This window comes from Caballeronia ptereochthonis (genome assembly GCF_001545075.1).
Lineage (GTDB): Bacteria > Pseudomonadota > Gammaproteobacteria > Burkholderiales > Burkholderiaceae > Caballeronia > Caballeronia ptereochthonis.
Genome location: NZ_FCOB02000018.1, coordinates 87,294 through 107,462, shown reverse-complemented (window position 1 = coordinate 107,462; position 20,169 = coordinate 87,294). Strand labels below are relative to the sequence as shown.

Sequence of the window (20,169 nt, the reverse complement as noted above, 5' to 3'; positions counted from 1 at the left end):
GCTGCGCGCTCATGAAGTGCAGTGTCCGATCTCGCCAGGACGCCTCGCCGTCGTCATGACCGCGTCGCCGCAGATCGGTTCGACTCGGCCATCATCGCGCGCACTTCGAGCGCTGCTTCGCGCCGGAGCGCGGCGAGATCGACGCCCGGCAGCACGTCGTCGCGCACGATGCATTCACCCGCGCAGAAGAGCGCGGCCAGTGCCGGCCGGCCACCCGACGCCACCGGTCCGATCGCCACGTCGTGCAAGCCGAAATAGCGCGGATCGTCCAGCCGGTACACCGCGATATCCGCCGCCGCGCCCACCGCGATGCGCCCGATGCCCTCCAGCCCGAGCACGCGTGCGCCGCCCGCCGTGCCCCAGTGCACGACCTCCTCGACCGAGGCCGCTTCCGCGCCGCCTTCGAAACGTCCTCCGCGGTACGCCGGCTGCGCCGCCATGCCGCGCCGCGCGCGCTGCGCGAGCCATGCCATGTGCACTTCCGAGATCATGTCCGCGGCCTCGTTGGACGCCGCGCCATCGACACCGATCGAAACCGGCACACCCGCATCGGACAGCTCGCGCACGGGCGCGATGCCGCTTCCAAGCCGCCCGTTCGACTGCGGACAATGGGCGATGCCCGTGCCCGTGGATGCGAGCATCGCGATCTCGGGTTCATCGAGCTTGACGAGATGCGCGTACCACACATCGTCTCCGAGCCAGCCGTGCTCGCCGCAGAACTCGACCGGCGACATGCGATGCATCGCGTGCGCGCCATCCTGATAGCTCACCGTCTCCGACAAATGGCTATGCAGACGCAAGCCGAGCTTGCGCGCGGCATCGGCAATCGCGCGCATTTCGGCGGGCGAGATCGAATAGAGCACGGTGGTCGGCGCGGCCACCACGCGACGCATCGCGCGCGGCGAAGCATCGTGAAAGGTGGAGGCGAGACGCTCGAGATCGGCGATATACGCATCCAGTGTTTCCGGGCGCATCGCGCTCGGCAGTTCGGCTTCGAGCTGCCGCGTGCGCGTCGCGCCGCCGCGCAGAAGCACGAACCGCACACCGAGCTTTTGCGCTTCCTCGAACAGGATGGCCGAGCTGTCGAACGGCATGTCCGGGTAATACACGTAGTTGTGGTCGGCGATCGTCGTGCAGCCGGAGCGGATCAACTCGATCATGCCGATGCGCGCCGCGAGCCGGAAACGCTTTTCGTCGAAGCTCGCGCGATAGCGATACGGCGTGGCGGCCAGCCACGGCGTGAGCGACGCGTCGATTCCCGCCGGATCGCCCTTCAGCAGCGTCTGAAAGAGATGATGATGCGTATTGACCCACGCGGGATAGACGACGCAATCGGTCGCGTCGATCACCGTCTCTCCCGGCTGCGGCCTGAGCGCGCCGATCGCCTGGATGCCCTGTCCTTCGATGCGGATGTCGGGACCCGCCAGGCGCGCGGCCTCGTTCGCGCCGCCTCCCGTCATGATGGCCGCCGCGTTGCGAATGAGTGTGGTCGTCATGCTGCGATGTGCCTCATAGCTCGCTCTCGTGCCAGCCGCGCAACCCGATGCGCGACACCCAGACACTGATGCCGAACAGCACCACGCCGGTCACGGTGATCAGAAAAAGCGCTGCGAACAGGCGCGGAATATTGAGCTGGAAGCCGGCCTGAAGGATCTGGTACGCGAGACCCGATCCCGTTCCGCCCGTGCCCGCGACGAACTCCGCCACCACCGCGCCGATGAGCGACAGGCCGCTGGAAATGCGCAGCCCGCCGAAGAAGTACGGCAGCGCGCTCGGAATCCGCAGTCGCACGAGGGTCTGCCAGCGCGTCGCACGATTGATCCGGAACAGGTTCACGAGCCCCGGGTTCACGCTGCGAAGCCCAAGCGCCGTGTTTGAGATGATCGGGAACAGCGCCACCAGCGTTGCGCAAATCACGAGCGCGAAGGTCGTGTCCTTCACCCAGATGATGATGAGCGGCGCGATGGCGACGATCGGCGTTACCTGCAGGAGAATCGCGTATGGAAAGAAGCTCGCTTCGATGAGCGGACTCTGTGCGAAGAGGAGCGCGATGGCCACGCCGAGCGCCGTCGCGAGCGCGAAGGCCAGCAGCGTGATCTCGAGCGTGGCGAAGAGCGCCGCAAAGAGCATCGGCGCATCGACGACGAGCTGCCGCGCGATGTCGTGCGGCGCGGGCACGAGATACACCGGCACGTCGAAGAACGCGCACGCGCCCTCCCAGGCGAGCAGCATCAGGACCCCGACGATCCACGGCGCGAGCGCCTTCATCGCTCCGGTACGCTGCAGAAGCGGTTTGCGCACGTTTGTCGTCTTGCGTTGCGGTGCGGCGCGATCGTTTGCAATGGTCTCGCTCATCATCAATAGGCTCCTTGCAGTTGATGCGCGTCCGAGATCAGGTCGGACAGGGTCTTGCAATGGCGCAGGAAAGGCGCGGACACGCGATACGCTTCATCACGCTCATCAGGTCCGTCGATCGGCGCGTCAGCGATCACGCGACCGGGCCGCGCCTGCATCACCACCACGCGGCTCGACAGATACACCGCCTCGTAGATGCTGTGCGTGACAAACACGACCGTCATGCCGCGCGCCTTCCACAGCGTGCGCAAATCGGCATCGAGCTTGTTGCGGGTGAATTCATCGAGCGCGCCGAACGGCTCGTCGAGCAGCAGCAAGTCCGGCTCCGTGACGAGCGCGCGAGCGAGCGAAGCGCGCATCTGCATGCCGCCCGAAAGCTCGCGCGGACGCGCACGGCCGAAGCCCGCGAGGCCCACGTTGGCGAGCGCATCGGCCACGCGCGCGTCGGCTTCCTTGCGGGGCACGTGGGCGAGATCGAGCGGCAGGCGCACATTCTCGGCGATGCTCGCCCACGGCATCAGCGTGGCCTCCTGGAACACCATCGACATGCGGCGGCCCTTCGTGCCGAGCGTCGAGAACCGCTCGCCCCACCAGCGCATGTGGCCGTGCGTGGGCGCTTCGATTCCCGCGAACATCCTGAGCAGGGTGCTCTTGCCGCAGCCCGAAGGCCCGAGCAGCGACACGAATTCGCCCGCGCGGATATCGAGCCGCACATCGGTGAGCGCGGTGGTGCCGTTTGCATAGATCTTGTCGACGCGCTGCACGGAAAGCGCGTTGTCTTGCATATCGTTCATCGCTCACGCCTCCGCATCGATGCGAAACACTTCCTTCTCGCCGTGGTCTTCCAGCAACCTGAGCAGCATGCGGCGCATGAGCAGGCCGGGCTGATCCGAGACCATGTGGCACTCCTGCTGCCGGCGCACGTCGATGCACGCGTCGTAGTCGGTTGCTTCCAGAATCTCGCGATCCTCGTCGGTGATAGGCCGGTCCCAGTCGATGAGCGCCTGGGTCGGACACTGCTCTTCCGTGTCGTTGCGATAGAGCCATTGCACGAGCATCATCGTCCGGTCGTCGATGGGCGTCGCGCAGTTGTAGATGATGTGGTGAACACCGCTTGCCGGATACATGCAGCCGAAGCGCCGCGCGAACGGCATGAACCAGCGATTGATCAGGTGCCGCTCGGTGATGTCGTCGGTCGTCCCGGTGATGCGAAAGCTCGCTTCAGGATTGCGGATCGGCACGCGCGTCTCCGCTTCGAAACCCCATGCGCCGGACCGGAATTCGTATTTGGACGGCTTCGGCTGATCGAACAGGCCGAAGTTCGCTTGATGCACGAAGCTGAAATGCGAGTTGTCAAACGAGTTCTCCATCATGCGCAGAGGACTCGTGTTCCATTGCTCGTAGAACTGCAGGATGCGCCGGTAGCCCGGTGCGGTGTCCTCGGGAAACTCGGGAATGGGCTGCAAGGGGTCGTCCAGCGCGACCCACGCGTAGCCGTAGCGTTCCTCGCAACGGTAAGCCTGCACGACGGCGCGCGACGGAATCTCGCCGCCTTCGTTCTGCGGAATCCTCACGCACTGGCCCGTGCAGTCATAGGTCCAGCCGTGATAGCCGCAGGCAATGTTGCCGTCGGCATCGACGAAGCCTTTCGAGAGCTTCGCCGTGCGATGGCAGCAGCGATCGCGTAGCGCATGCGGCTTGCCGCCCGCGCCTTTCCACAGCACGATCGGCTCGCCCAGCAGCGTGAAGGGTTTCGGGCCATCGTCGAGACGGGACATGGGCATCACCGCGTACCAGAAGCGGCGCAAGACTTTTTGGCGTGTCACCAGCATGATGTTCTCTCGGTATCGTGGACGCTTCGCTTGCGCGCTCAGGGCATGACCTTCGCGTCCTGCACGTATTTCAGCGTGTAGGCGCTCTTGTAGTCGGTTCCCGCCTTCAGGAGCTTCGCGGACACCATGTAGTCGTAGGTCTTCTTCCAGCGCGCATCGGTCATCGCGCCGATGCCGAGCGTGGCGGCATCGCCGCCCGTCACGAGCTTCAGCGCCTTCAGTTGCGCGACGCCGAACGCGAGCTGCGCATCGGTCATCTCGGGGTTGTCCTTCTTGATGAGGGCGTTGCCCGGCGCGGGATCGGCGAGATAGCTCTTCCAGCCTTCCATCGACGCCTTCACGAAGCGCGCGACCACATCCGGCTTCGCATCGATGGTTTTCTTCAAGCCGACGATCGTCGTGTTGTAGGGCGGGTAGCCGTCATCGGCGAACAGGAAGAAGTGGGTCCTGACGTTGGCGCGCTCGGCCTGAAAAGGCTCGGACGACGGGTACGCCTGCATCGCGACATTCCTGTCGACGAAGAACGGCTGAAGGTTGAAGGTATAGGGGCGCGTCTGCGCGTCCACGTAGCCGTACTTCCCCTTGAGCCACGGCCACCACGACGTGCGGCCCGAGCCGGCGACGAGAATCGTCTTGCCCTTCAGATCCGAGAGACTCTTCACGTCGTCGTGCGTGAGCATGCCCTGCGGATCGAACTGGAACGATGCCGCGACCGTTTCAACGGGGATGCCGGCTTCGACGCTCGACAGCACCTGAAAGTCATAGCCGAGAATGAAATCCGCCTGCCCGCCAACGAGCAGCTGCATGCCGTTGACTTGCGGGCCGCCCATCTTGATGGTGACGTCGAGCCCGGCCTTCTCGTAAAGACCGGTGGCGAGCGCCTGATAGAACCCGCCGTGCTCGGCTTGCGCGTACCAGCTCGTCAGCACGGTGACGCGATCTCCGGCGTGTGCCTGGGTGGCGGCGAAACCGAAGGTGGTTGCAAGAACGGCAGTGTGAAAGAAGCGACGAAAGAGACGCATGAATGGCTCCCGAACATGACTATCGGAAGACCATGGCGACGCTCGAAGTCAGGGGCGGTCTTGCGCTTCCTGTCGGCGGAATCCGGCGATTCCGTTCGAACGTCGACACGGTCGACGTGGGCGCGCGATGCGCCCCAGGAGCAATGCCCCACGCCGGACTGCATTCGCCCGGCGCTAGCCGCTTATACTCCGCCCCTCCTGATGCCAGATCCGTGCCAGGCGGTGATCGCGCATGATCGCCATGTCTCTGGTGGTCGACCGATGTGCGCGTGCGTCATGCCTGGGCATGCTGCCCAATCGTCGAGCGCGATGGCACTGTCCGAGGACATGCCATTCATCGGCAATGCCTCCGCTCCCAGTGCAACGGCTGCTCTGTGGAAGGTCCTCCCCCTCGCCGCAGGCTCGCCTCCTCGGATTCGACGCGTCCCGTGCCCCGCAATGCGCACTCGGCGCCGAGTTTCACTGGCTAAAGACCTTCAGGCCTCACCGTCAGGTCGTTCCTTACACCGCTGACGCCTTCCACGCCCTTGGCTGTCGCAACCGCGAGGTCGAGCTGGTCACTAGCGGGAACGGAGCCGGCCAGCGTAATCACGCCGCTTCGAGCGACGACAAGGATGTTACTTGCGTTGAGGCCTTTCGTTTGCGAGAGACTGCGCAGCACGGCTTTCTGCAGCCTGCGATTCTCCGCCTTCAAAGCCTTTTGGCTTGAGACGGTACTGGCCGATGCCACCGAAGGTTCCGCCACGCTTGCACCGACCTGCGCATGCCCAGCGGACGCACATACCATGATCAAAACGCCGGCCGCGCTTTGGATTGACTTGATGTACTGCACGTTGATTTGCCTCATTGAAAGGAATGGATGTGATGTCGCGCCACAGCCCAGATGTGGCGCATAAGGATGCACGGTCAGAAAGTGTGTCGAATGCCGACCACAGCGCCGACGGTCGTGCCGGCCACCTCGTACATCGCACCGGTCAGCGCCAGACCTGTGTTCATTGCACCGTGGTTGTTGACCATACCCATCTGCGCATAGAGCGTCGTTGCCTTCGACAAAAAATAGTCCGTGCCGAATGCCGCGAGTACCGAATGATTGGCCGTATGGTTGCGGTCGCTCGTCACCCAGACGCCACCGTTGACGTCCAGCGTAGGCATTACATACCAGGTAACACCGCCACCATAGACGTTGTTGTTGAACGACCCGGCGACTTTGTAATTGACGAACGAAGCCTTCGCGGTCAGCGAGCCGAACTGGTAACCGACGCTCAGCATCCGGCCCTCATACTGAACGCTGGTCGGAATCGGTGTCTGTGCCGTGCCGCCGCTGTTGCCGTCGTAGAACGCCGCGTTGACGGTAAGGCCGCCCAGCTGGTATCTGAGGCGCGCCGAGTACTGCCGCCCCGCCTGAAAGTTGCCTGCCTGCCCGCCAAACGCATACAGGACGCTTGCCTGCAGACCACTCAGTACCGGACTGGTGTAGGAAATGGAATTGGCGTTGAAAATACCGGTGCCGAGCACATTGTCCACAAGCGGTACCGAACCGCTTCCGAACAGCGAGAGACTGCGTGGGTCCGAGTCGTAGACGGCAAGGAAAAAGGGAGAAAACTGCAAGCCCAGTTTGATCTCTCCAGGTGGTCCTCCTATTCCGACCCACGCCTCACAGCCAAACAGATTTCCGTTGCAATGAAGAAGACCACCATTCCCAAGGCTAAATCCGCTGACCAGACGAAACTTCGCCTTGTAACCACCACCGAGATCTTCTGTACCCACCATGCCGAACTGCGAATAATATTCGCCGCCGTCGATCATCGAAAACTGTTTGCCGGCATTCTGCCCGGTTATCGGATCAAGCGTCTTACTGGTGTATAGCAGTCCCGCATCGAGCACACCGAACAATGTGACACTGCTCTGCGCCCGCGCCGCATCAGCGACCAGCAGTCCAAGCGCACACAGGGCCAGCCCCGGTGCCTTGCTCTCTTTCCATGACATTTTCCGTCTCCTGAACCCACCGGATCATCGCGCTGTTTATTTTTCGAATCGCGCATGGCGCCGCCGATCCGGGGCGACCATGCTTGCGCGTGTTTTAATGTTCAATGCGATTGCTCGAACGGCCGTCTAGTAACGTGTCGTTCGCCCGACGCCGAGCCATGGATAACGGGACGTGTCTGCGCCCGCGTAATCGGGATCCAGATACACGTGGCACCGCTGGATTTTGAAATCACGAATCTCGAACACGTCGCACCACCTGCCGGCGTGCGTCGTGCCGGCACGCCACTCGGTGCCGTTCTTCAGCATTCCGCTCGACAAACCTTCGACCACTACCATGTCACCTTGCTGGATGACGTTGGCATAGGTCATGTCATGCGATACGCCAGCGAGAATGCTCATCAGATCGCCGAAGAGCCGCTCAATTTCATGCTTTCCGCGAGCAACGCCCCATTTTGGGAAATAAACCTCGGCGTTGTCGTCAAACAGGTCGAAGATGCTCTCACCTCTGTCCATGCGCCTGAAATACTCGAGCGCGATCGCTTTGCGCTGCTCATCCGTCATCGTTCTGGTTTCCATCGTGGCTTCTCGATCAAGAAAGAAACATGTCGTCGGGCGGTTGTTTAATGTCGAGGTTGACACTTAAACAAACGGGATTTATCAAAAAGGTCGTATAACTCTTATCATTCGATATGTGCGTCGTATTCCTAACTGATGCGCTTGGGATATTCGTTGACGCCATGTTTACGGCTATCGACGACTCGCCACCAGACAGGCGTGAGCCTCCCCTTGAGGCGACGGATGGCTCACAACGTCACTGCAGCGTGAATTGCGTCCCATCGGACCGGGCGCTCTTCTCGGGAAACTCTTCCACGCCGTTGCGCGCTCAGGGTGCCTCGAACAACGGCGACATGTCCGCCACCCTGGAGGGTTCGAGGAGCTTCGTCGTAGCGTCGACCGTCAGCGGCGCGAGCGAATGCAAGATGCCTTTCCAGCATGAGGATTCGCCAAGACGCTTTCGATACGCGGACCATGCTTCGAAGTCCGGGAAGCAACGATATAAAAGGACCTGGTTCAATGTGCCGGCGATGGTGCTGAACACACCGAACAGTCCGGACGCCACAATGGAATCGTCGTGTAACCCATGCTCGCGAAATGCTTTCCAACACTCGGGAACCCCGCCGGCGACAAGGCTGAGCGTGAGCTCTTCAACTACGCTCAGCGCCCGCGGTGCTGCAAAAACCGGTCCGACCTTCGGCAGCCAGTCCCGTCCGTTGCCCCAGTGAACCGCCAGATCGGGCAGGGGCGCCGGCACGAGGAACTTCGTCTCCTGGCACACGATGAGCGTCCTGACCGCACGGAAGTAAGACTGCAGGTCCGCCTGCCCATACAGTCCGAGCAGGCGAACCTGCCAGTCTTCGAAGCTGTCGTAGCGGTACAGGCTGACAATCTGATCGGTGGCGCCACTTCGCGCCGCAAAGGCGCCGATCAGACGCTCAACGATCGGACGCAGGCCATCGGCCCCGCGCTCGCGCTGGGCGTCCCAGAACGATTCCGTCGTGCCCAGTCGCAGCGTGTAGGCGCGATGCTCGATCAGCATGACTCATACACCTCCAGAAAAGTTTTATCGGCCGATACCGCTTCAGGCGGGTTCGACGCCCGCGTAGGCTCGCTCGAGCAACTCCCTGACTGCGGATCGCTCGACCGGCCGCGGATTGGGATATGGCTTTGCGACGATCAGATCGGCGGCCCGGTCCAGTCCATCGTGCGGCATGCCCAGCTCCCGCAAGGAATGCGGCACACCCAGTGACCGCCTGAGGGCGCGCAACGCTCCAACGGCTTCCTCCCCACGCAGCCCGCGGGCGATACATGTCATCGCCTGCTGTGCGGACGAGGCGTTGTAGGCAAGTGCGTATGGCAGGATCACCGTATGCACTTCCGCATGCGGCAGGTTGAAACTGCCACCGAGCGTATGACACAGCTTGTGATGCAGCCCCATCTGGACATTGCCCAGGACCGTGCCGCACAGCCAGGCTCCATATAGGGCCTCATTGCGCGCGTCGTGATCGCTTGACGCTTCATGCAGACGCGGCAGCGCTGCCGCCAGCGCACGGATACCTTCTTCCGCCATCAGGTTGTATATCGGGTTACCGTCAGGCCCGTAAAGCGCTTCGGCGGCGTGCGCAATCGCATTCATGCCGCTCGTCATGCTCAATTGGACCGGCAGGGAAAGTGTCAACTCAGGGTCGTAGATCACGCCGCGCGGCATCACACGCCAGTCACGCCCCGTTCTCTTTTCACCGCCATCGGTGACACCGTAGAGCGGCGTCATTTCCGAACCCGCATACGTGGTCGGTAACGCGAGAATCGGGAGATTCGATTCGAGTGCGATCGCCTTCGCAAGTCCGATCGTTGATCCGCCGCCGGCTGCGACACAGCCGTCAGCGCCGAGCTGGCGGGCAGCCTCGATCGCTGCACGCGCGACGTCGACAGGCACATGCATCACGGCCTTGTTCAGCACGCCCGCGCACCGGTCCTTGAGAATCTCCGCGACCTGCTGGCCGAGTCCGACCTGCTCGGGCGTGGTGATCACGATTGCACGCCGGATGCCTAGCTGGTCGAGCTCGCGCGGTAGCAATTGGCGGCTTCCGTTGCCGAACACGACACGGGCCGGGCGGGTTTCGTGTACGAAAGACCGCATGGTAGTGAGTCCGTTTAATAGGATGTTAGTTGGAACGACCCGGATCGACGAGGCTGCGCGCATATCCGATCTCAGCGTCGCGAATGCCGTGTTCGGTTCCAGGATCAACGCGCACCTTGACGGCGGCCCCTGCCTTTCTAAAAAGCTCGGCGGACTTCTCCACCTCACCCGCGGGCACGTAAGGATCCTGATCCCAGCTCGAAAAAAGCACGGGCATATTCTCGAAGCAGAAAGCTGACGGATCGCGCACCGTGTCCGGTGGGCCAATCAGCGCGCCTGTGAATGACACGAGTGCGCGATACCTGCGCTGTGCTCGCCATACGAATTCGCTGCACAGACAGGCGCCCTGTGAAAAACCCATCAAGACCTGCGACTCGTATGGCATCCCCCGCCTCCTGAGGTCTTCCGACACGGCGTCCACGCATGCGAGTGCGTATGAAAGCCGCGGCTCGTTCAACTCGACGGGTGCAATGAACCGCTCCGGATACCACGATGAATCCCCGGCCGCCGGCGCTCTCCATGCGAGGTTCCTGACGTCGAACCGGCGTACGACGTTTTCGTACATCCAGTCCGGCGATTGGCCACGTCCATGCACGAGGATCACCGCCAGTGTTGCGTCCTCGACCGGCGCACCGTACTCGACCACCGGAACAACGAGATGAGGATTCTTCATTTTCGCAATCTGCCGTGACAGCGGCGGCTGGCGGTCACATCGTCGCCAGCCGTGACGGTTCAATAGTTCAGCGCTTCAAGGGATTCGAGAATCGTCGCGCGCTGGCTTTCGAATTGAGGCGCCAGTTGAACCGTCTGGCCCATCTTTTCATACGGCTCATCAATCAGAAAGCCCTCGGGTTTCGAGACCGTTGCCTCGAACATGGCGCCGCTCGGCGTTCGGACATAGATCGACTCGAAATAGCCGCGGTCTTTGCGCTCCGACGTGTCCGTAAAGCCCAAGCCTTCAAGATTTGCCTTGACCCTGTCCTGCACCGAGCGGTCGGCCACCTGGAACGCGCAGTGGTGCACGATTCCTTCGCCGTAGGTCCAGCTCGCCTGAGGAAGACCCGGTTCCAACGCATAATCGACGTACTTGCCGGAGGCGCCTTCACCGAACGCGTACCGCGCATATTTTCCGTCCTGCGCGATGTCATACGCGGACCACCCCTGCCGCATGAATTCCCGGGACGACTCCATGTCGCGAGCATTGACGGTGATCGTGTGCAGTCCACGGATCGCCAGTTCCGCAGGCACTTCGCCATTCGAATAGGGTTTGCGCGCATCGTCCTCGATGCCGATCAGCTCGTACGGGATGCCGCACGGGTGTGAGAATGACAGGACCTGTTCGCCGAAGCGCTCCGAGCGCCGCACGTCGAAACCATGCCTCGCGAGCCGCTTTTCCCAGAATGGGATGGCGGACACGGGCACCGACAGTGCAAGGCTGCCAACCTGGCCTGCGCCACGCTGGCCTTTGCGACCGAAATGTCCGACCGGAAAACAGGTGATCAGAGTACTTTCTTCGCCAAGGTCATTACCGTAATACAAGTGGTAGAACGGCGACGTTCCATCGTAGATCAGCGTCTTCTTCACGCTTTTCAGCGAAAGCACCTTCGTGTGAAAGTCGTAATCCTGCTGCGCCGTTCCCACGCACAGGGTGATGTGATGATGGCGCATGATCGACTGGTTGATATTGGTCATGGTTGTCTCCTTGAATAATCGAGTGTGACGGGGCGCACGTCGGTCTGATGGCGCAATGCACCGGCGGACTAAGCCGTCATGTTCGCGTCGACGAGGTCCCAGATGAAGCGGCCAGAGGGGTCCTGCTGCTCCTCCGCGATGTGGGCAATGAGCCCTGCGGTCCGGCTGAGTACGGCGAAACCGCGCATCAGCGCAACGGGAATACCAATGTCGCCAAGCAAGGCGGCAATCGCTCCCGTTGCGTTGATCGTGATGTGGCGTCCCGCTGCGGCGTCTACCTTGGCGGCGAGTTCCTCGAGCGCCGCACAACGCTCGCCGTAAGTACCCACCTCGCGCGCCAGGCTCAACAGTGCTAAGGCACGCGGATCATCCGGACGATGCAGATGATGGCCAAAGCCCGGAACCGCCGCGCGGCGCGATCGGTAGTCCTGGGCAATCCGCGTGGCTTCGTCCGCCGCATGCTCCCCGGCTGCGACGATGCGTTCGAGAAGCTGGGCAGCGGGTTCCATCGTGCCGACAAAACGGCTCGCCACGGCGAGCAGGCCGGCCGAGACTGCCGCCTGCAGGTTTTCCGGCGAACTCGAATAGATCATGCGCGCTGCGATTGCGCTCGGCGTCATGCCGTGTTCCATCAGCGTCACCAGCACCGCATCGACGATGCGGCGTTGCGCGGCATTCGGCAAATAGCCAAACGTCTGCTTCAGGAAGACGTCGACGAACGTGGCCTTGCCGAGGAGGTCGCGCACCAGGTCATCTTCGCGATAGAAGACGGCGTCGGTGGTGTAACGGCACAACGACGTGTGAGGAATGTCTGTTCCGTCTCGCCCGTTCATGAGTGGCTCCATTGGTCCAGGATTGCTTCTCGCACCGCTGGCTTCGTAATTTTCCCGACCGCGTTGCGCGGGAGTGATTCAAACAAGTGAATGTGCTTGGGCGTCTTCACCGACCCCAGCTCATGTTTGACAAGGGCAATCAGCTCGTCGGAATTCACCTTCATGCCCGGGCGCAACTGCACCGCCGCGTGCACCGCTTCCCCCCACTTCGCGTCAGGGACGCCGACCACCGAGCACTCCGCCACCGCGGGATGGTTTGACAGCACGACTTCGACGTCGCCGGGATAGACGTTGAAGCCGCCCGTGATGATCACGTCGCGGATTCGATCGCGCAGAAACAGATAGCCCCGCTCATCGAAGACGCCTGCGTCACCCGTGCGCAACCAGCCGTCCACCAGTGTCTTGCGTGTCTCTTCTTCGGCATTCAGATAGCCGCTCATGACAAGGCCGCCGCGCACCGCAATCTCGCCCTCTTCGCCTGGCCGTAGTGGATAGCCTTCATTGTCGAGGATCGCCACTCGCGTCAGGAGCGTGGGCCTGCCGACCGACGTCAGATACTCACCGGTCATTTCCGCCGGCGGCAGGAATGTGATGATTTGCGGCGCCTCGGTCTGTCCGAAGGATGTACAGACCACCGGGCCAAACACGGACTGTGCGTCGCGAATCTGTTCAGGCCGCATCGGGGCGCCGCCATACACCAGGTAGCGAAGCGCACGCAACTCGCGCGGCGAACGGCGCTGTTCCTCGACGAGGGCGAGAATCAGGGTCGGCGGGGCGAAAAAGACCGTCGCGCCATGCTCGCTGGCTGCGTCCAGCAGGCCGGCCGGCTTTGTATGCTCCGGAAAGATCAGTGCCCCGCCGGCGCCCAGCAGCGGAAGCATATAGGTCGATGTGCCGTGCGTGATCGGCGCGGCGACCAGGTAGCGGTCCGCGGGAGTCAGACCCAGTTCGTGGATCTGCGTCGCAATGTTCGTATTCCACGCACGCAACGGTTGAATGACGCCTTTCGGCTGCCCTGTCGAACCGCCGGTGAACTTGATCGCCTGTGCATCCTCCAGGCTCACTGTTCCCGGTGCATACGGTCCGAACGCAACGGACGAGACATCGCGTGAACAACTGGCCAGTTCGCCGAGCCTGCGCACCGGCGTCGCCACGCCGTTGAGCCGGTCGAACATTGCGTCGTCAGCAAGCACCAGCGACGGCTCCACGAACTCGACGATGCGCTGCAATTCGGGATCGCCATTGCGAGGGTTCAAAGGCACCCACACCTTGCCCGCGGCCAGAACGGCCAGCAGGGTCAGCAAATGATCAACCGAGTTCGCCGCACCGATACAGACGCGGCTGCGCGGCTGCGGGTCGAGCGTGACCAGGGCACGGGCGCGTCGCAGGACCTCGGTGGCAAGTGCGGTGAACGTCAGAGAGCCGGCTGGACTCACGACTGCCGTCCGATATGGATGGCGCTGTACAGCACGCCAGAGAAAATCAATCGGATACATGCGGGGTTCTCCAGAGTCAGAAGGTACGGGCGTCATTACCGCCTCGTTGCATCCAAATTTATTGTTCGTTCGAATGTTCGAACATTCGGAGTTTCCCTACGTCGACGATGCTCAATGCTCAAATCGTGTGGGCGGGTCGTCTTGGGGAGCGACGGTGAAAGGGCCGTCGGACGTCCATTCAAGCACGGCCCGAGGTCATCATCGTCGAAAAGCTCGTTCCATAAATGAGACGCTGAGGACAGTCCTCGCTGCCTTCCTTCGCCGCCGGGCATCCCCTACCCTTTTCGCGTTCGTTCGAAATTACTGCGGCCGTAGTCACCATCTCAAAGCCCTGGTGCTCATGCGCACGGTGACGAAGCCCGACTTGTAGACCGCGTTTTTCAGGAGAGAAACCTGCGATGACCGCACCAGCAAACTTCAAGGGACAGCGCCCCGTCATCGATCCCAACGATGCCGCGATGCTGCTGATCGATCACCAGAGCGGGCTGTTTCAGACCGTCAAGGATATGGAGGCAACGGTTCTGCGTAATCACGCGATCGCGCTCGCAAGGATCGCTACTTTGTGCAACATCCCCGTGATCACCACGGCATCAGTGCCGCAGGGTCCGAACGGCCCGCTGATTCCTGAGATCCATGAGACCGCGCCTCATGCGAAGTATGTCGCTCGCAAAGGCCAGATCAACGCTTGGGATAACCCGGAATTCGTTGAGGCCGTCAAGGCGACCGGCCGCAAGACGCTGATCATCGCGGGCACGATCACCAGCGTGTGCATGGCATTCCCCGCGATATCCGCCGTTCACGACGGGTTCAAGGTCTTCGCCGTGGTCGACGCCTCGGGAACGTATTCGAAAATGGCCCAGGAAATTACCCTGGCTCGCGTGGTTCAGGCAGGCGTCGTGCCGATGGACACGGCCTCGGTCGCTTCAGAATTGCAGCAGACCTGGCACCGGCCCGACGCGCAGCAATGGGCGGACGTTTACGGGCTGATCTTTCCTCCATACCGGCTGCTCATCGAAAGCTATGCCAAGGCGCAAGACATCGTGAGAAATGGCGAACAGCTGGACTCGGCGCGCGCCTGAAGAATGTTCTCCGCCCGTTGAGGCAACTGGCGCGATAGGCCAAGTCCTGCCTCTCCGGGAGTAAGATTCGAACATTCGGATTTAGGCGAAGGCTGCTGCTATACTGGTCGGGTCACGGCCAGGAAGGCCGTTCATTGTCGGGAACCCGCTCCATGCCGACCTTCCAGGACGACCGCGAATCGCTGATGCTCGACGCGCCACAGCCGCGCCACCTCGATCTTGCTCGCTCACTCATGCAGGACATACGCGACGGCCGCTTTGCGGTCGGAGATATGCTGCCGACCGAGGCGGAGTTGTGCGCCAAATGGGGCTTGAGCCGCTATGCCGTGCGCCAGGCGATCCAGAAACTGTGCGCCCTTGGTCTCATCACCCGTCAGGCAGGAGTGGGGACGACAGTAATGGCTGATCGCCCTCAGACGCGCTATGTCCAGTCGATGGACTCTCTGTCTGACCTTGCTCTTTATGCCAAAGGCACGCGTCTACGGGTGAATACGCGCCGGACGATGGAAGCGGACGCGTCCCTGACCCAACTCCTGCGCTGCGCCCCGGGCAGCAAATGGCTGCATCTCGAAGGCGTGCGCTATGGCGGCGAAGCCGCCAAGGAACCGATCGCACTGGTGGACATCTATGTGGATTCTGCCTACAGCCGACTGACCGGGCTATCCAAGACGCTCGACAAGCCCGTGTACACCATGATCGAGGAACAGCACGGAATCAAGGTCACGCGCGTCGAGCAGCAGATTCAGGGGCTGTTGATCGAAGGATGTCAGGCAGATGTGCTTCAGGTGAAGCAAGGCTCTGCCGGACTGCGCATCGTTCGGAGCTACTTCGTGCGCGACAAGGTGATCGAGGTCACGACCGGCATTCATCCGGCGAGCCGGTTTAGTTACTCGATGTCCTTTCAGTTGACCCAGAGCGGCGGATGACGATCGGCCGCTTCGCGCGGCCTGCGTGTCACTGCCGGCTTCGAGCAGCACAACCCGCGGCCGCGCCCGTGCTGCCGCCGCCCACGACCAGATAGTCGGTCTGCAATTGCCCTCCCCCGACAGTTGCGCATTCCCTGTCGGCCGGTTGGGTTTCAACGTGCCTCGTAGGGGGCCGGGACGAAGCGCTCCCCGGGCGCCACGCCTGCTTTGGACAGTACATGGTCGCGCGAGAGGCTGAGTTCGCCAAGCACGCGCGGCACATCGACGTCAACGAGTTTCCCGTGGCGCTTTACCGCGCGTCCCGCTACCCAGACCGAATCGACCAGCCCCGGATGGCCGGCCAGCACGACCGCGCCCACCGGGTCGTTCAGCGGCACCATCTCGAGGTTGTCGGCGCGGATCATGACGATATCCGCTTCCTTTCCCGGCGTGATCGAGCCGATCCGGTGGTCGAGACGCAGTGCCTTCGCCCCATTGATCGTCGCGAATTCGATTGCGTCTTGCGTATCGACGGGCAGACGCTCCACCGTCGTGCCCGTGCGGTCCGCGCGGTCATGCGCCCACGCGCGCTCGACGAGCAGCACGGTGCGCATGGTCTGGAAAAGATGGCCGCTGTTGCAAGTCGCGATATCGATGCCGAGCGTGGGTTTCATCCCAACCTTCAGGAGTCGCCCCGTCACCGGCCAGCCGTGCCCCATCTGCAGTTCGATCTCCGGAGTCATCGACGCCGAGCAGCCCGAGCCGGCCATCATTTCGAACTCGTCGTCGGAGAGCGAGTTGCAGTGCGAGCAGATCACGTCGTTACCGAGCAGACCGTTCTGCATCAGCCACTCGACGGGCCGCCCCTTACCCCATGCGCCGTCGCCGACGTGCACGGAGATCAGTGCATCAAGGTCGCGCGCGAGCGCCCAGTCGTCGCGTGTAACCTCCTTTGTCGCGTATTGCGGGCCACGCAGCGCCATGCCAAGTTGCACGAGATCGTCGGACGACGAAAAATGCTGCAGCTTCACGCGCCGTACGTCTTGAGATGTCGGCAGACTACTTACCGGCAGCCACTCTTCATTCGAGTTGCCATAACACATCACAAAACGACCGTGCGATGCCTTCAATGCCTCGACGGCGGCATCGGTATGCGCCGGGGTGTTCATGTTGTGCGACCAGTCGAGCACCGTGGTCACGCCGCCGTTCAGCGCCTCATACGCACCTGCCAGATTTGCAATATAGATGTCCTCTGCGCGAAAGTGCTCGCCAAGTTGCCCGCGAACTCCGGCGAAGTACTGGTCGAGCGTCCAGTCTGCGGCGATATTGCGCAGCGTGGTCTGCCAGATGTGGCGATGCGTGTCGATCATGCCTGGCATCAGAATCGTGCCGGTGCCATCGACGACCTGCGCGTCGCATGCATCGAGGCTGCGTCCGACCGCGCGGATATGCTTTCCTTCGATCAGAACGTCGCCCTTGTCGAGATTGCCGATTGCCGGGTCCACACTGATGATGCTCGAATTGCGGATCAAGGTTCGATGTGCCATCAAAATTCTCCATAGGTCGCTCAGGGTCCAGACCGGTACGAGCCAACTCACACGCAGTCCGACGGAATACAAATCCTCTGGCGCATGAGTTAGCCGATCTCCCGGCAGGCGGCGGCAAGTTATGGCGCAGCGGACAACGCTCCGGAGTGCACCGCGATCAATTGCCACCTGTCCTGCCTGCGATACCAGACGGCCAGGGCGCGTGTTTCGAACGACTTGAGGCTGTCATTCGACATCAACTGGATAGCCAGCTTTCCGAACACCAGTGCTACGTCGCCCTGGACCTCGATGCGGACGTCGCTTCGCCCGATTTGCCGGTAGTTCCATAGGCCCGAACGAAGCCCGTCCAGGTAGCTCCCCCTGGTATCGGTCACGCCGCTCGAATGCATGTAGATCAGTCGCTCGTCGAGAAGACGCATGAGCGCTCCGGTATCCTTGCCCAGCATTGCCTCGTAACGCGCATCCTCGAGCTGCCGGATGATCTCCGGGTCATGGCGTTCGTCGTTCATGGTTTCATCCCTCGGTGTTTGATTGAATCGCCCTCAGTGCGATCCGAAGCGTTACGCCAATCGCTCAGGCGGCAGTTGCCGCCATGTCCTCGATGACCTTGACGCAAGCCAGATAGTCCTCCTCGCCATGACCGGATGCCTCGGCAGCCGCCATGATCTGGTCGACCACCGCACCGAGGAACACGGGCGATCCATACGCCCGCGCGCCGTCCAGAATCAACTGAAGATCCTTGCGCATCTGAGCAACCGTGAATGCGGCCGTGAAGTCGCGTTGCGCGAGCGCGGCTGCCTTGAAGCGCAGATGCGGCGAGCCGATCGCACTTGCGCCGATGGCGTCGAGCGCCGCTCCGGGTGCAATGCCGCCTTTGACACACAGGACATATGCTTCGCCGAGACTCGCCACGATCGTGGTAACCATGAGGTTGATCGCAAGCTTCATCACCCGCGCCTGCTCCGCGTCGCCGATCTCCATTACCGTCGATGCGTAGCATTCGACCAGCGTCCGCGCCTGCGCTCTTGCCTGAGCGGGCCCGGAAATAAAGGATGTGAGCGTGCCGTCGCCTGCTGCGGCGATCGATCCCGACACAGGCGCGCGCACGTAGCCGACCTCGCGCTCGCCGCACGCCTTTGCGATTGCCGACGACGCGCCCACCGAGATCGTGCTCGTTTCGATGAGCACCGTGCCCGGACGCGCTCTGGCCAGCAAGTCCACGTCACCTGTCAGTACGAGTCGTGCCGCGGCGTCGTTCGGCAACGACGTGACGATCAGATCTGCGGCAGCCGCATCGGCATGCTCGGGTTCCGAGACTGAGAATCCCTGCTCGCGCGCCAGATTGCGACGAGCCATACTCGCGTCGACCACCAGCAACGTGTGTCCTGCGTCCGACACGCGCCGAGCCATCGGCTCGCCCATCTTCCCGTAGCCGATCCACATGATGTTCATGACAATCAGCTCCGTCAGGCTTGTTTGAGACGATCTGCGGCTGCCGGTACATCGCGCACGAGAAACGGATTGCCGCGACGCCAGTGCCATGGATGAATCTCGACCCGCTCGAAGATCCCGGCCTGCGCATAGGGATCGGCATTGACGAACGCTTCTGCCGCATGCGCGGTATCGGCTTCGATGATGAGCAACGAGCCGACCTCCGCGCCGTTCGAGTCGAGCCACGGACCGCTCTGCACGACGCGTACATCGGTCGACCCCGCGTCGAGGTGCGCGCTATGCCGTGACTTCGTCCGCGCGCGAAGCGCATGGGCGGCGGGACGATCGGTTGCATACACGAGGAAGTACATTGCCTCACCCATTGCGGCTCAGCACGAAGTCGTTGCTCAACTCCCAGAAGGGCGCGCGCACGCCCCAGTGAGCGGCTGCTTCGGCGGACTCGTTGCGCTCGAACTTTCGGATCAGCGACGACTTCACTGCGAATACCACGTCTGAATCCAGATACGCATCCTCGGCGTCAAACAGATGCGTCGTCAGTTGGCGATAGCCTGGTGCGGACACCATCGCGTGAATGTGAGCAGGGCGAAACGGATGCCGGGCACTCGCGTGCAGCAACTCGCCGACGGTGCCGTCCGTCGGGATCGGATAGGAAGTCGGACGGATCGTCTTGAGCAGGAACGTGCCATCCTCGCGCGCTCGGTACCAGCCGCGCAGATTGTTCTCCGGCTGCGACCTGTCTTGTATGTCATACATGCCGTTTGCGTCCGTTTGCCAGATTTCGATGACCGCATCCGGTACCGGCTCACCTTGCGGCCCGAGCACCCGCCCGTGAATCACGAGCACAGGATCTTCACCTTCGCGCAGCAGCACCGACTCGCCCCATTCGCGTTGCGGCGAATCGGGAACATAGAACGGCCCGATCACCGTGGACTCGGTTGCGCCTTCGGGCACGCCCGCACTGACCATGTTGACCAGTGCGGAAAGACCCAGGTTATCGGATAGCAAAATCATCTCCTGGCGCTTGTCATCGCACATCTGTCCCGTGCGCGTCAGAAACCGGATGGCTGCCATCCACTCATCCTCGGTGAGCCGCACCTCCCGCACGAACGCGTGGAGATGACGGATCAGTGCATGGAGCAAGGTACGCAGGCGAGGATCAGGCGTGCTCGCATAGCGTTCCAGCACTACCTCTGTCAGATCGGCTTCGGTCATGTTTCTCATCGCTTCTCCATGTATCGATTATTGGACATGCTCCGTGTTCAATGGCTCATG

General features: G+C 62.1%; 21 protein-coding genes. 2 read left to right on the top strand and 19 right to left on the bottom strand.

Annotated elements, in window-relative coordinates; genetic code table 11:
- Nucleotides 1-53: 53 nt before the first annotated feature.
- The 14 genes from AWB83_RS19880 to AWB83_RS19815 form a co-directional block, all read right to left on the bottom strand.
- Nucleotides 54-1,496 (bottom strand): amidohydrolase family protein, encoded by a 1,443-nt coding sequence (locus tag AWB83_RS19880; protein ID WP_087047329.1) that lies wholly within the window; start codon nt 1,494-1,496, stop codon nt 54-56.
- 13 nt (nt 1,497-1,509) lie between these two features.
- Entirely contained in the window at nt 1,510-2,268 is a 759-nt protein-coding gene (locus AWB83_RS19875) for an ABC transporter permease (protein WP_087047389.1), read from the bottom strand.
- An 89-nt stretch (nt 2,269-2,357) separates the two neighbouring features.
- Nucleotides 2,358-3,149 (bottom strand): ABC transporter ATP-binding protein, encoded by a 792-nt coding sequence (locus tag AWB83_RS19870; protein WP_087047328.1) that lies wholly within the window; start codon nt 3,147-3,149, stop codon nt 2,358-2,360.
- Between the two features lie 3 nt (nt 3,150-3,152).
- Complete coding sequence (locus AWB83_RS19865) at nt 3,153-4,187, bottom strand: aromatic ring-hydroxylating dioxygenase subunit alpha (RefSeq protein ID WP_087047327.1); 1,035 nt, start codon at nt 4,185-4,187, stop codon at nt 3,153-3,155.
- Between the two features lie 38 nt (nt 4,188-4,225).
- Nucleotides 4,226-5,209, bottom strand: coding sequence for an ABC transporter substrate-binding protein (locus AWB83_RS19860; protein ID WP_087047326.1), 984 nt, complete (start codon nt 5,207-5,209; stop codon nt 4,226-4,228).
- 466 nt (nt 5,210-5,675) lie between these two features.
- The gene (locus AWB83_RS19855; RefSeq protein ID WP_244197808.1) at nt 5,676-6,041 is read right to left on the bottom strand and encodes a BON domain-containing protein; all 366 of its coding nucleotides are present in this window, start codon (nt 6,039-6,041) and stop codon (nt 5,676-5,678) included.
- Between the two features lie 74 nt (nt 6,042-6,115).
- Nucleotides 6,116-7,195: a porin gene (locus tag AWB83_RS19850; RefSeq protein WP_087047324.1), complete on the bottom strand. Its 1,080-nt coding sequence runs from the start codon at nt 7,193-7,195 to the stop codon at nt 6,116-6,118.
- A gap of 126 nt (nt 7,196-7,321) precedes the next feature.
- Nucleotides 7,322-7,771, bottom strand: coding sequence for a nuclear transport factor 2 family protein (locus tag AWB83_RS19845; protein WP_087047323.1), 450 nt, complete (start codon nt 7,769-7,771; stop codon nt 7,322-7,324).
- A gap of 307 nt (nt 7,772-8,078) precedes the next feature.
- Nucleotides 8,079-8,792, bottom strand: a complete 714-nt coding sequence (locus tag AWB83_RS19840) for an NIPSNAP family protein (RefSeq protein WP_087047322.1) — start codon at nt 8,790-8,792, stop codon at nt 8,079-8,081.
- A 42-nt stretch (nt 8,793-8,834) separates the two neighbouring features.
- The gene (locus AWB83_RS19835) at nt 8,835-9,893 is read right to left on the bottom strand and encodes a maleylacetate reductase (RefSeq protein WP_087047321.1); all 1,059 of its coding nucleotides are present in this window, start codon (nt 9,891-9,893) and stop codon (nt 8,835-8,837) included.
- Between the two features lie 25 nt (nt 9,894-9,918).
- Complete coding sequence (locus tag AWB83_RS19830; RefSeq protein ID WP_087047320.1) at nt 9,919-10,566, bottom strand: alpha/beta hydrolase; 648 nt, start codon at nt 10,564-10,566, stop codon at nt 9,919-9,921.
- Between the two features lie 59 nt (nt 10,567-10,625).
- Nucleotides 10,626-11,585 (bottom strand): VOC family protein, encoded by a 960-nt coding sequence (locus tag AWB83_RS19825; RefSeq protein WP_087047319.1) that lies wholly within the window; start codon nt 11,583-11,585, stop codon nt 10,626-10,628.
- Between the two features lie 68 nt (nt 11,586-11,653).
- Nucleotides 11,654-12,418 (bottom strand): citryl-CoA lyase, encoded by a 765-nt coding sequence (locus AWB83_RS19820; protein ID WP_087047318.1) that lies wholly within the window; start codon nt 12,416-12,418, stop codon nt 11,654-11,656.
- Nucleotides 12,415-13,914: a class I adenylate-forming enzyme family protein gene (locus AWB83_RS19815; RefSeq protein ID WP_087047317.1), complete on the bottom strand. Its 1,500-nt coding sequence runs from the start codon at nt 13,912-13,914 to the stop codon at nt 12,415-12,417. The genes AWB83_RS19820 and AWB83_RS19815 overlap by 4 nt, the downstream gene beginning before the upstream one ends.
- A 398-nt stretch (nt 13,915-14,312) precedes the next feature.
- On the opposite strand from AWB83_RS19815, the gene AWB83_RS19810 reads away from it, so the two are divergent.
- Both AWB83_RS19810 and AWB83_RS19805 read left to right on the top strand, forming a co-directional pair.
- Nucleotides 14,313-14,993: a hydrolase gene (locus AWB83_RS19810; RefSeq protein WP_087047316.1), complete on the top strand. Its 681-nt coding sequence runs from the start codon at nt 14,313-14,315 to the stop codon at nt 14,991-14,993.
- Between the two features lie 152 nt (nt 14,994-15,145).
- Entirely contained in the window at nt 15,146-15,919 is a 774-nt protein-coding gene (locus AWB83_RS19805) for a GntR family transcriptional regulator (RefSeq protein ID WP_087047315.1), read from the top strand.
- 152 nt (nt 15,920-16,071) lie between these two features.
- Here the strand turns inward: AWB83_RS19805 and AWB83_RS19800 are convergent, their stop codons facing one another.
- The 5 genes from AWB83_RS19800 to AWB83_RS19780 all read right to left on the bottom strand — a co-directional run bounded on the left by AWB83_RS19800 (nt 16,072) and on the right by AWB83_RS19780 (nt 20,109).
- Nucleotides 16,072-17,445: an amidohydrolase family protein gene (locus AWB83_RS19800; RefSeq protein ID WP_087047314.1), complete on the bottom strand. Its 1,374-nt coding sequence runs from the start codon at nt 17,443-17,445 to the stop codon at nt 16,072-16,074.
- Nucleotides 17,446-17,564: 119 nt separating this feature from the next.
- Nucleotides 17,565-17,954: a nuclear transport factor 2 family protein gene (locus tag AWB83_RS19795; RefSeq protein WP_087047313.1), complete on the bottom strand. Its 390-nt coding sequence runs from the start codon at nt 17,952-17,954 to the stop codon at nt 17,565-17,567.
- Between the two features lie 64 nt (nt 17,955-18,018).
- Complete coding sequence (locus tag AWB83_RS19790; protein WP_159463062.1) at nt 18,019-18,897, bottom strand: NAD(P)-dependent oxidoreductase; 879 nt, start codon at nt 18,895-18,897, stop codon at nt 18,019-18,021.
- Nucleotides 18,898-18,911: 14 nt separating this feature from the next.
- Nucleotides 18,912-19,259, bottom strand: a complete 348-nt coding sequence (locus tag AWB83_RS19785) for a YciI family protein (protein ID WP_087047311.1) — start codon at nt 19,257-19,259, stop codon at nt 18,912-18,914.
- A complete protein-coding gene (locus AWB83_RS19780; protein ID WP_244197807.1) occupies nt 19,252-20,109 on the bottom strand; it encodes an intradiol ring-cleavage dioxygenase in 858 nt (285 codons plus the stop codon). The genes AWB83_RS19785 and AWB83_RS19780 overlap by 8 nt, the downstream gene beginning before the upstream one ends.
- Between the last annotated feature and the right edge of the window lie 60 nt (nt 20,110-20,169).

What these genes read in the sequence shown, in the direction of transcription:
- AWB83_RS19825 (WP_087047319.1), bottom strand. Translation starts at nt 11,585, where the DNA reads ATGACCAATATCAACCAGTCGATCATGCGCCATCATCACATCACCCTG.
- AWB83_RS19865 (WP_087047327.1), bottom strand. Translation starts at nt 4,187, where the DNA reads ATGCTGGTGACACGCCAAAAAGTCTTGCGCCGCTTCTGGTACGCGGTG.
- AWB83_RS19875 (WP_087047389.1), bottom strand. Translation starts at nt 2,268, where the DNA reads ATGAAGGCGCTCGCGCCGTGGATCGTCGGGGTCCTGATGCTGCTCGCC.
- AWB83_RS19850 (WP_087047324.1), bottom strand. Translation starts at nt 7,195, where the DNA reads ATGTCATGGAAAGAGAGCAAGGCACCGGGGCTGGCCCTGTGTGCGCTT.
- AWB83_RS19830 (WP_087047320.1), bottom strand. Translation starts at nt 10,566, where the DNA reads ATGAAGAATCCTCATCTCGTTGTTCCGGTGGTCGAGTACGGTGCGCCG.
- AWB83_RS19870 (WP_087047328.1), bottom strand. Translation starts at nt 3,149, where the DNA reads ATGAACGATATGCAAGACAACGCGCTTTCCGTGCAGCGCGTCGACAAG.
- AWB83_RS19805 (WP_087047315.1), top strand. Translation starts at nt 15,146, where the DNA reads ATGCCGACCTTCCAGGACGACCGCGAATCGCTGATGCTCGACGCGCCA.
- AWB83_RS19840 (WP_087047322.1), bottom strand. Translation starts at nt 8,792, where the DNA reads ATGCTGATCGAGCATCGCGCCTACACGCTGCGACTGGGCACGACGGAA.
- AWB83_RS19780 (WP_244197807.1), bottom strand. Translation starts at nt 20,109, where the DNA reads ATGACCGAAGCCGATCTGACAGAGGTAGTGCTGGAACGCTATGCGAGC.
- AWB83_RS19860 (WP_087047326.1), bottom strand. Translation starts at nt 5,209, where the DNA reads ATGCGTCTCTTTCGTCGCTTCTTTCACACTGCCGTTCTTGCAACCACC.
- AWB83_RS19820 (WP_087047318.1), bottom strand. Translation starts at nt 12,418, where the DNA reads ATGAACGGGCGAGACGGAACAGACATTCCTCACACGTCGTTGTGCCGT.
- AWB83_RS19845 (WP_087047323.1), bottom strand. Translation starts at nt 7,771, where the DNA reads ATGGAAACCAGAACGATGACGGATGAGCAGCGCAAAGCGATCGCGCTC.
- AWB83_RS19815 (WP_087047317.1), bottom strand. Translation starts at nt 13,914, where the DNA reads ATGTATCCGATTGATTTTCTCTGGCGTGCTGTACAGCGCCATCCATAT.
- AWB83_RS19790 (WP_159463062.1), bottom strand. Translation starts at nt 18,897, where the DNA reads ATGAACATCATGTGGATCGGCTACGGGAAGATGGGCGAGCCGATGGCT.
- AWB83_RS19835 (WP_087047321.1), bottom strand. Translation starts at nt 9,893, where the DNA reads ATGCGGTCTTTCGTACACGAAACCCGCCCGGCCCGTGTCGTGTTCGGC.
- AWB83_RS19800 (WP_087047314.1), bottom strand. Translation starts at nt 17,445, where the DNA reads ATGGCACATCGAACCTTGATCCGCAATTCGAGCATCATCAGTGTGGAC.
- AWB83_RS19880 (WP_087047329.1), bottom strand. Translation starts at nt 1,496, where the DNA reads ATGACGACCACACTCATTCGCAACGCGGCGGCCATCATGACGGGAGGC.
- AWB83_RS19810 (WP_087047316.1), top strand. Translation starts at nt 14,313, where the DNA reads ATGACCGCACCAGCAAACTTCAAGGGACAGCGCCCCGTCATCGATCCC.
- AWB83_RS19795 (WP_087047313.1), bottom strand. Translation starts at nt 17,954, where the DNA reads ATGAACGACGAACGCCATGACCCGGAGATCATCCGGCAGCTCGAGGAT.
- AWB83_RS19785 (WP_087047311.1), bottom strand. Translation starts at nt 19,259, where the DNA reads ATGGGTGAGGCAATGTACTTCCTCGTGTATGCAACCGATCGTCCCGCC.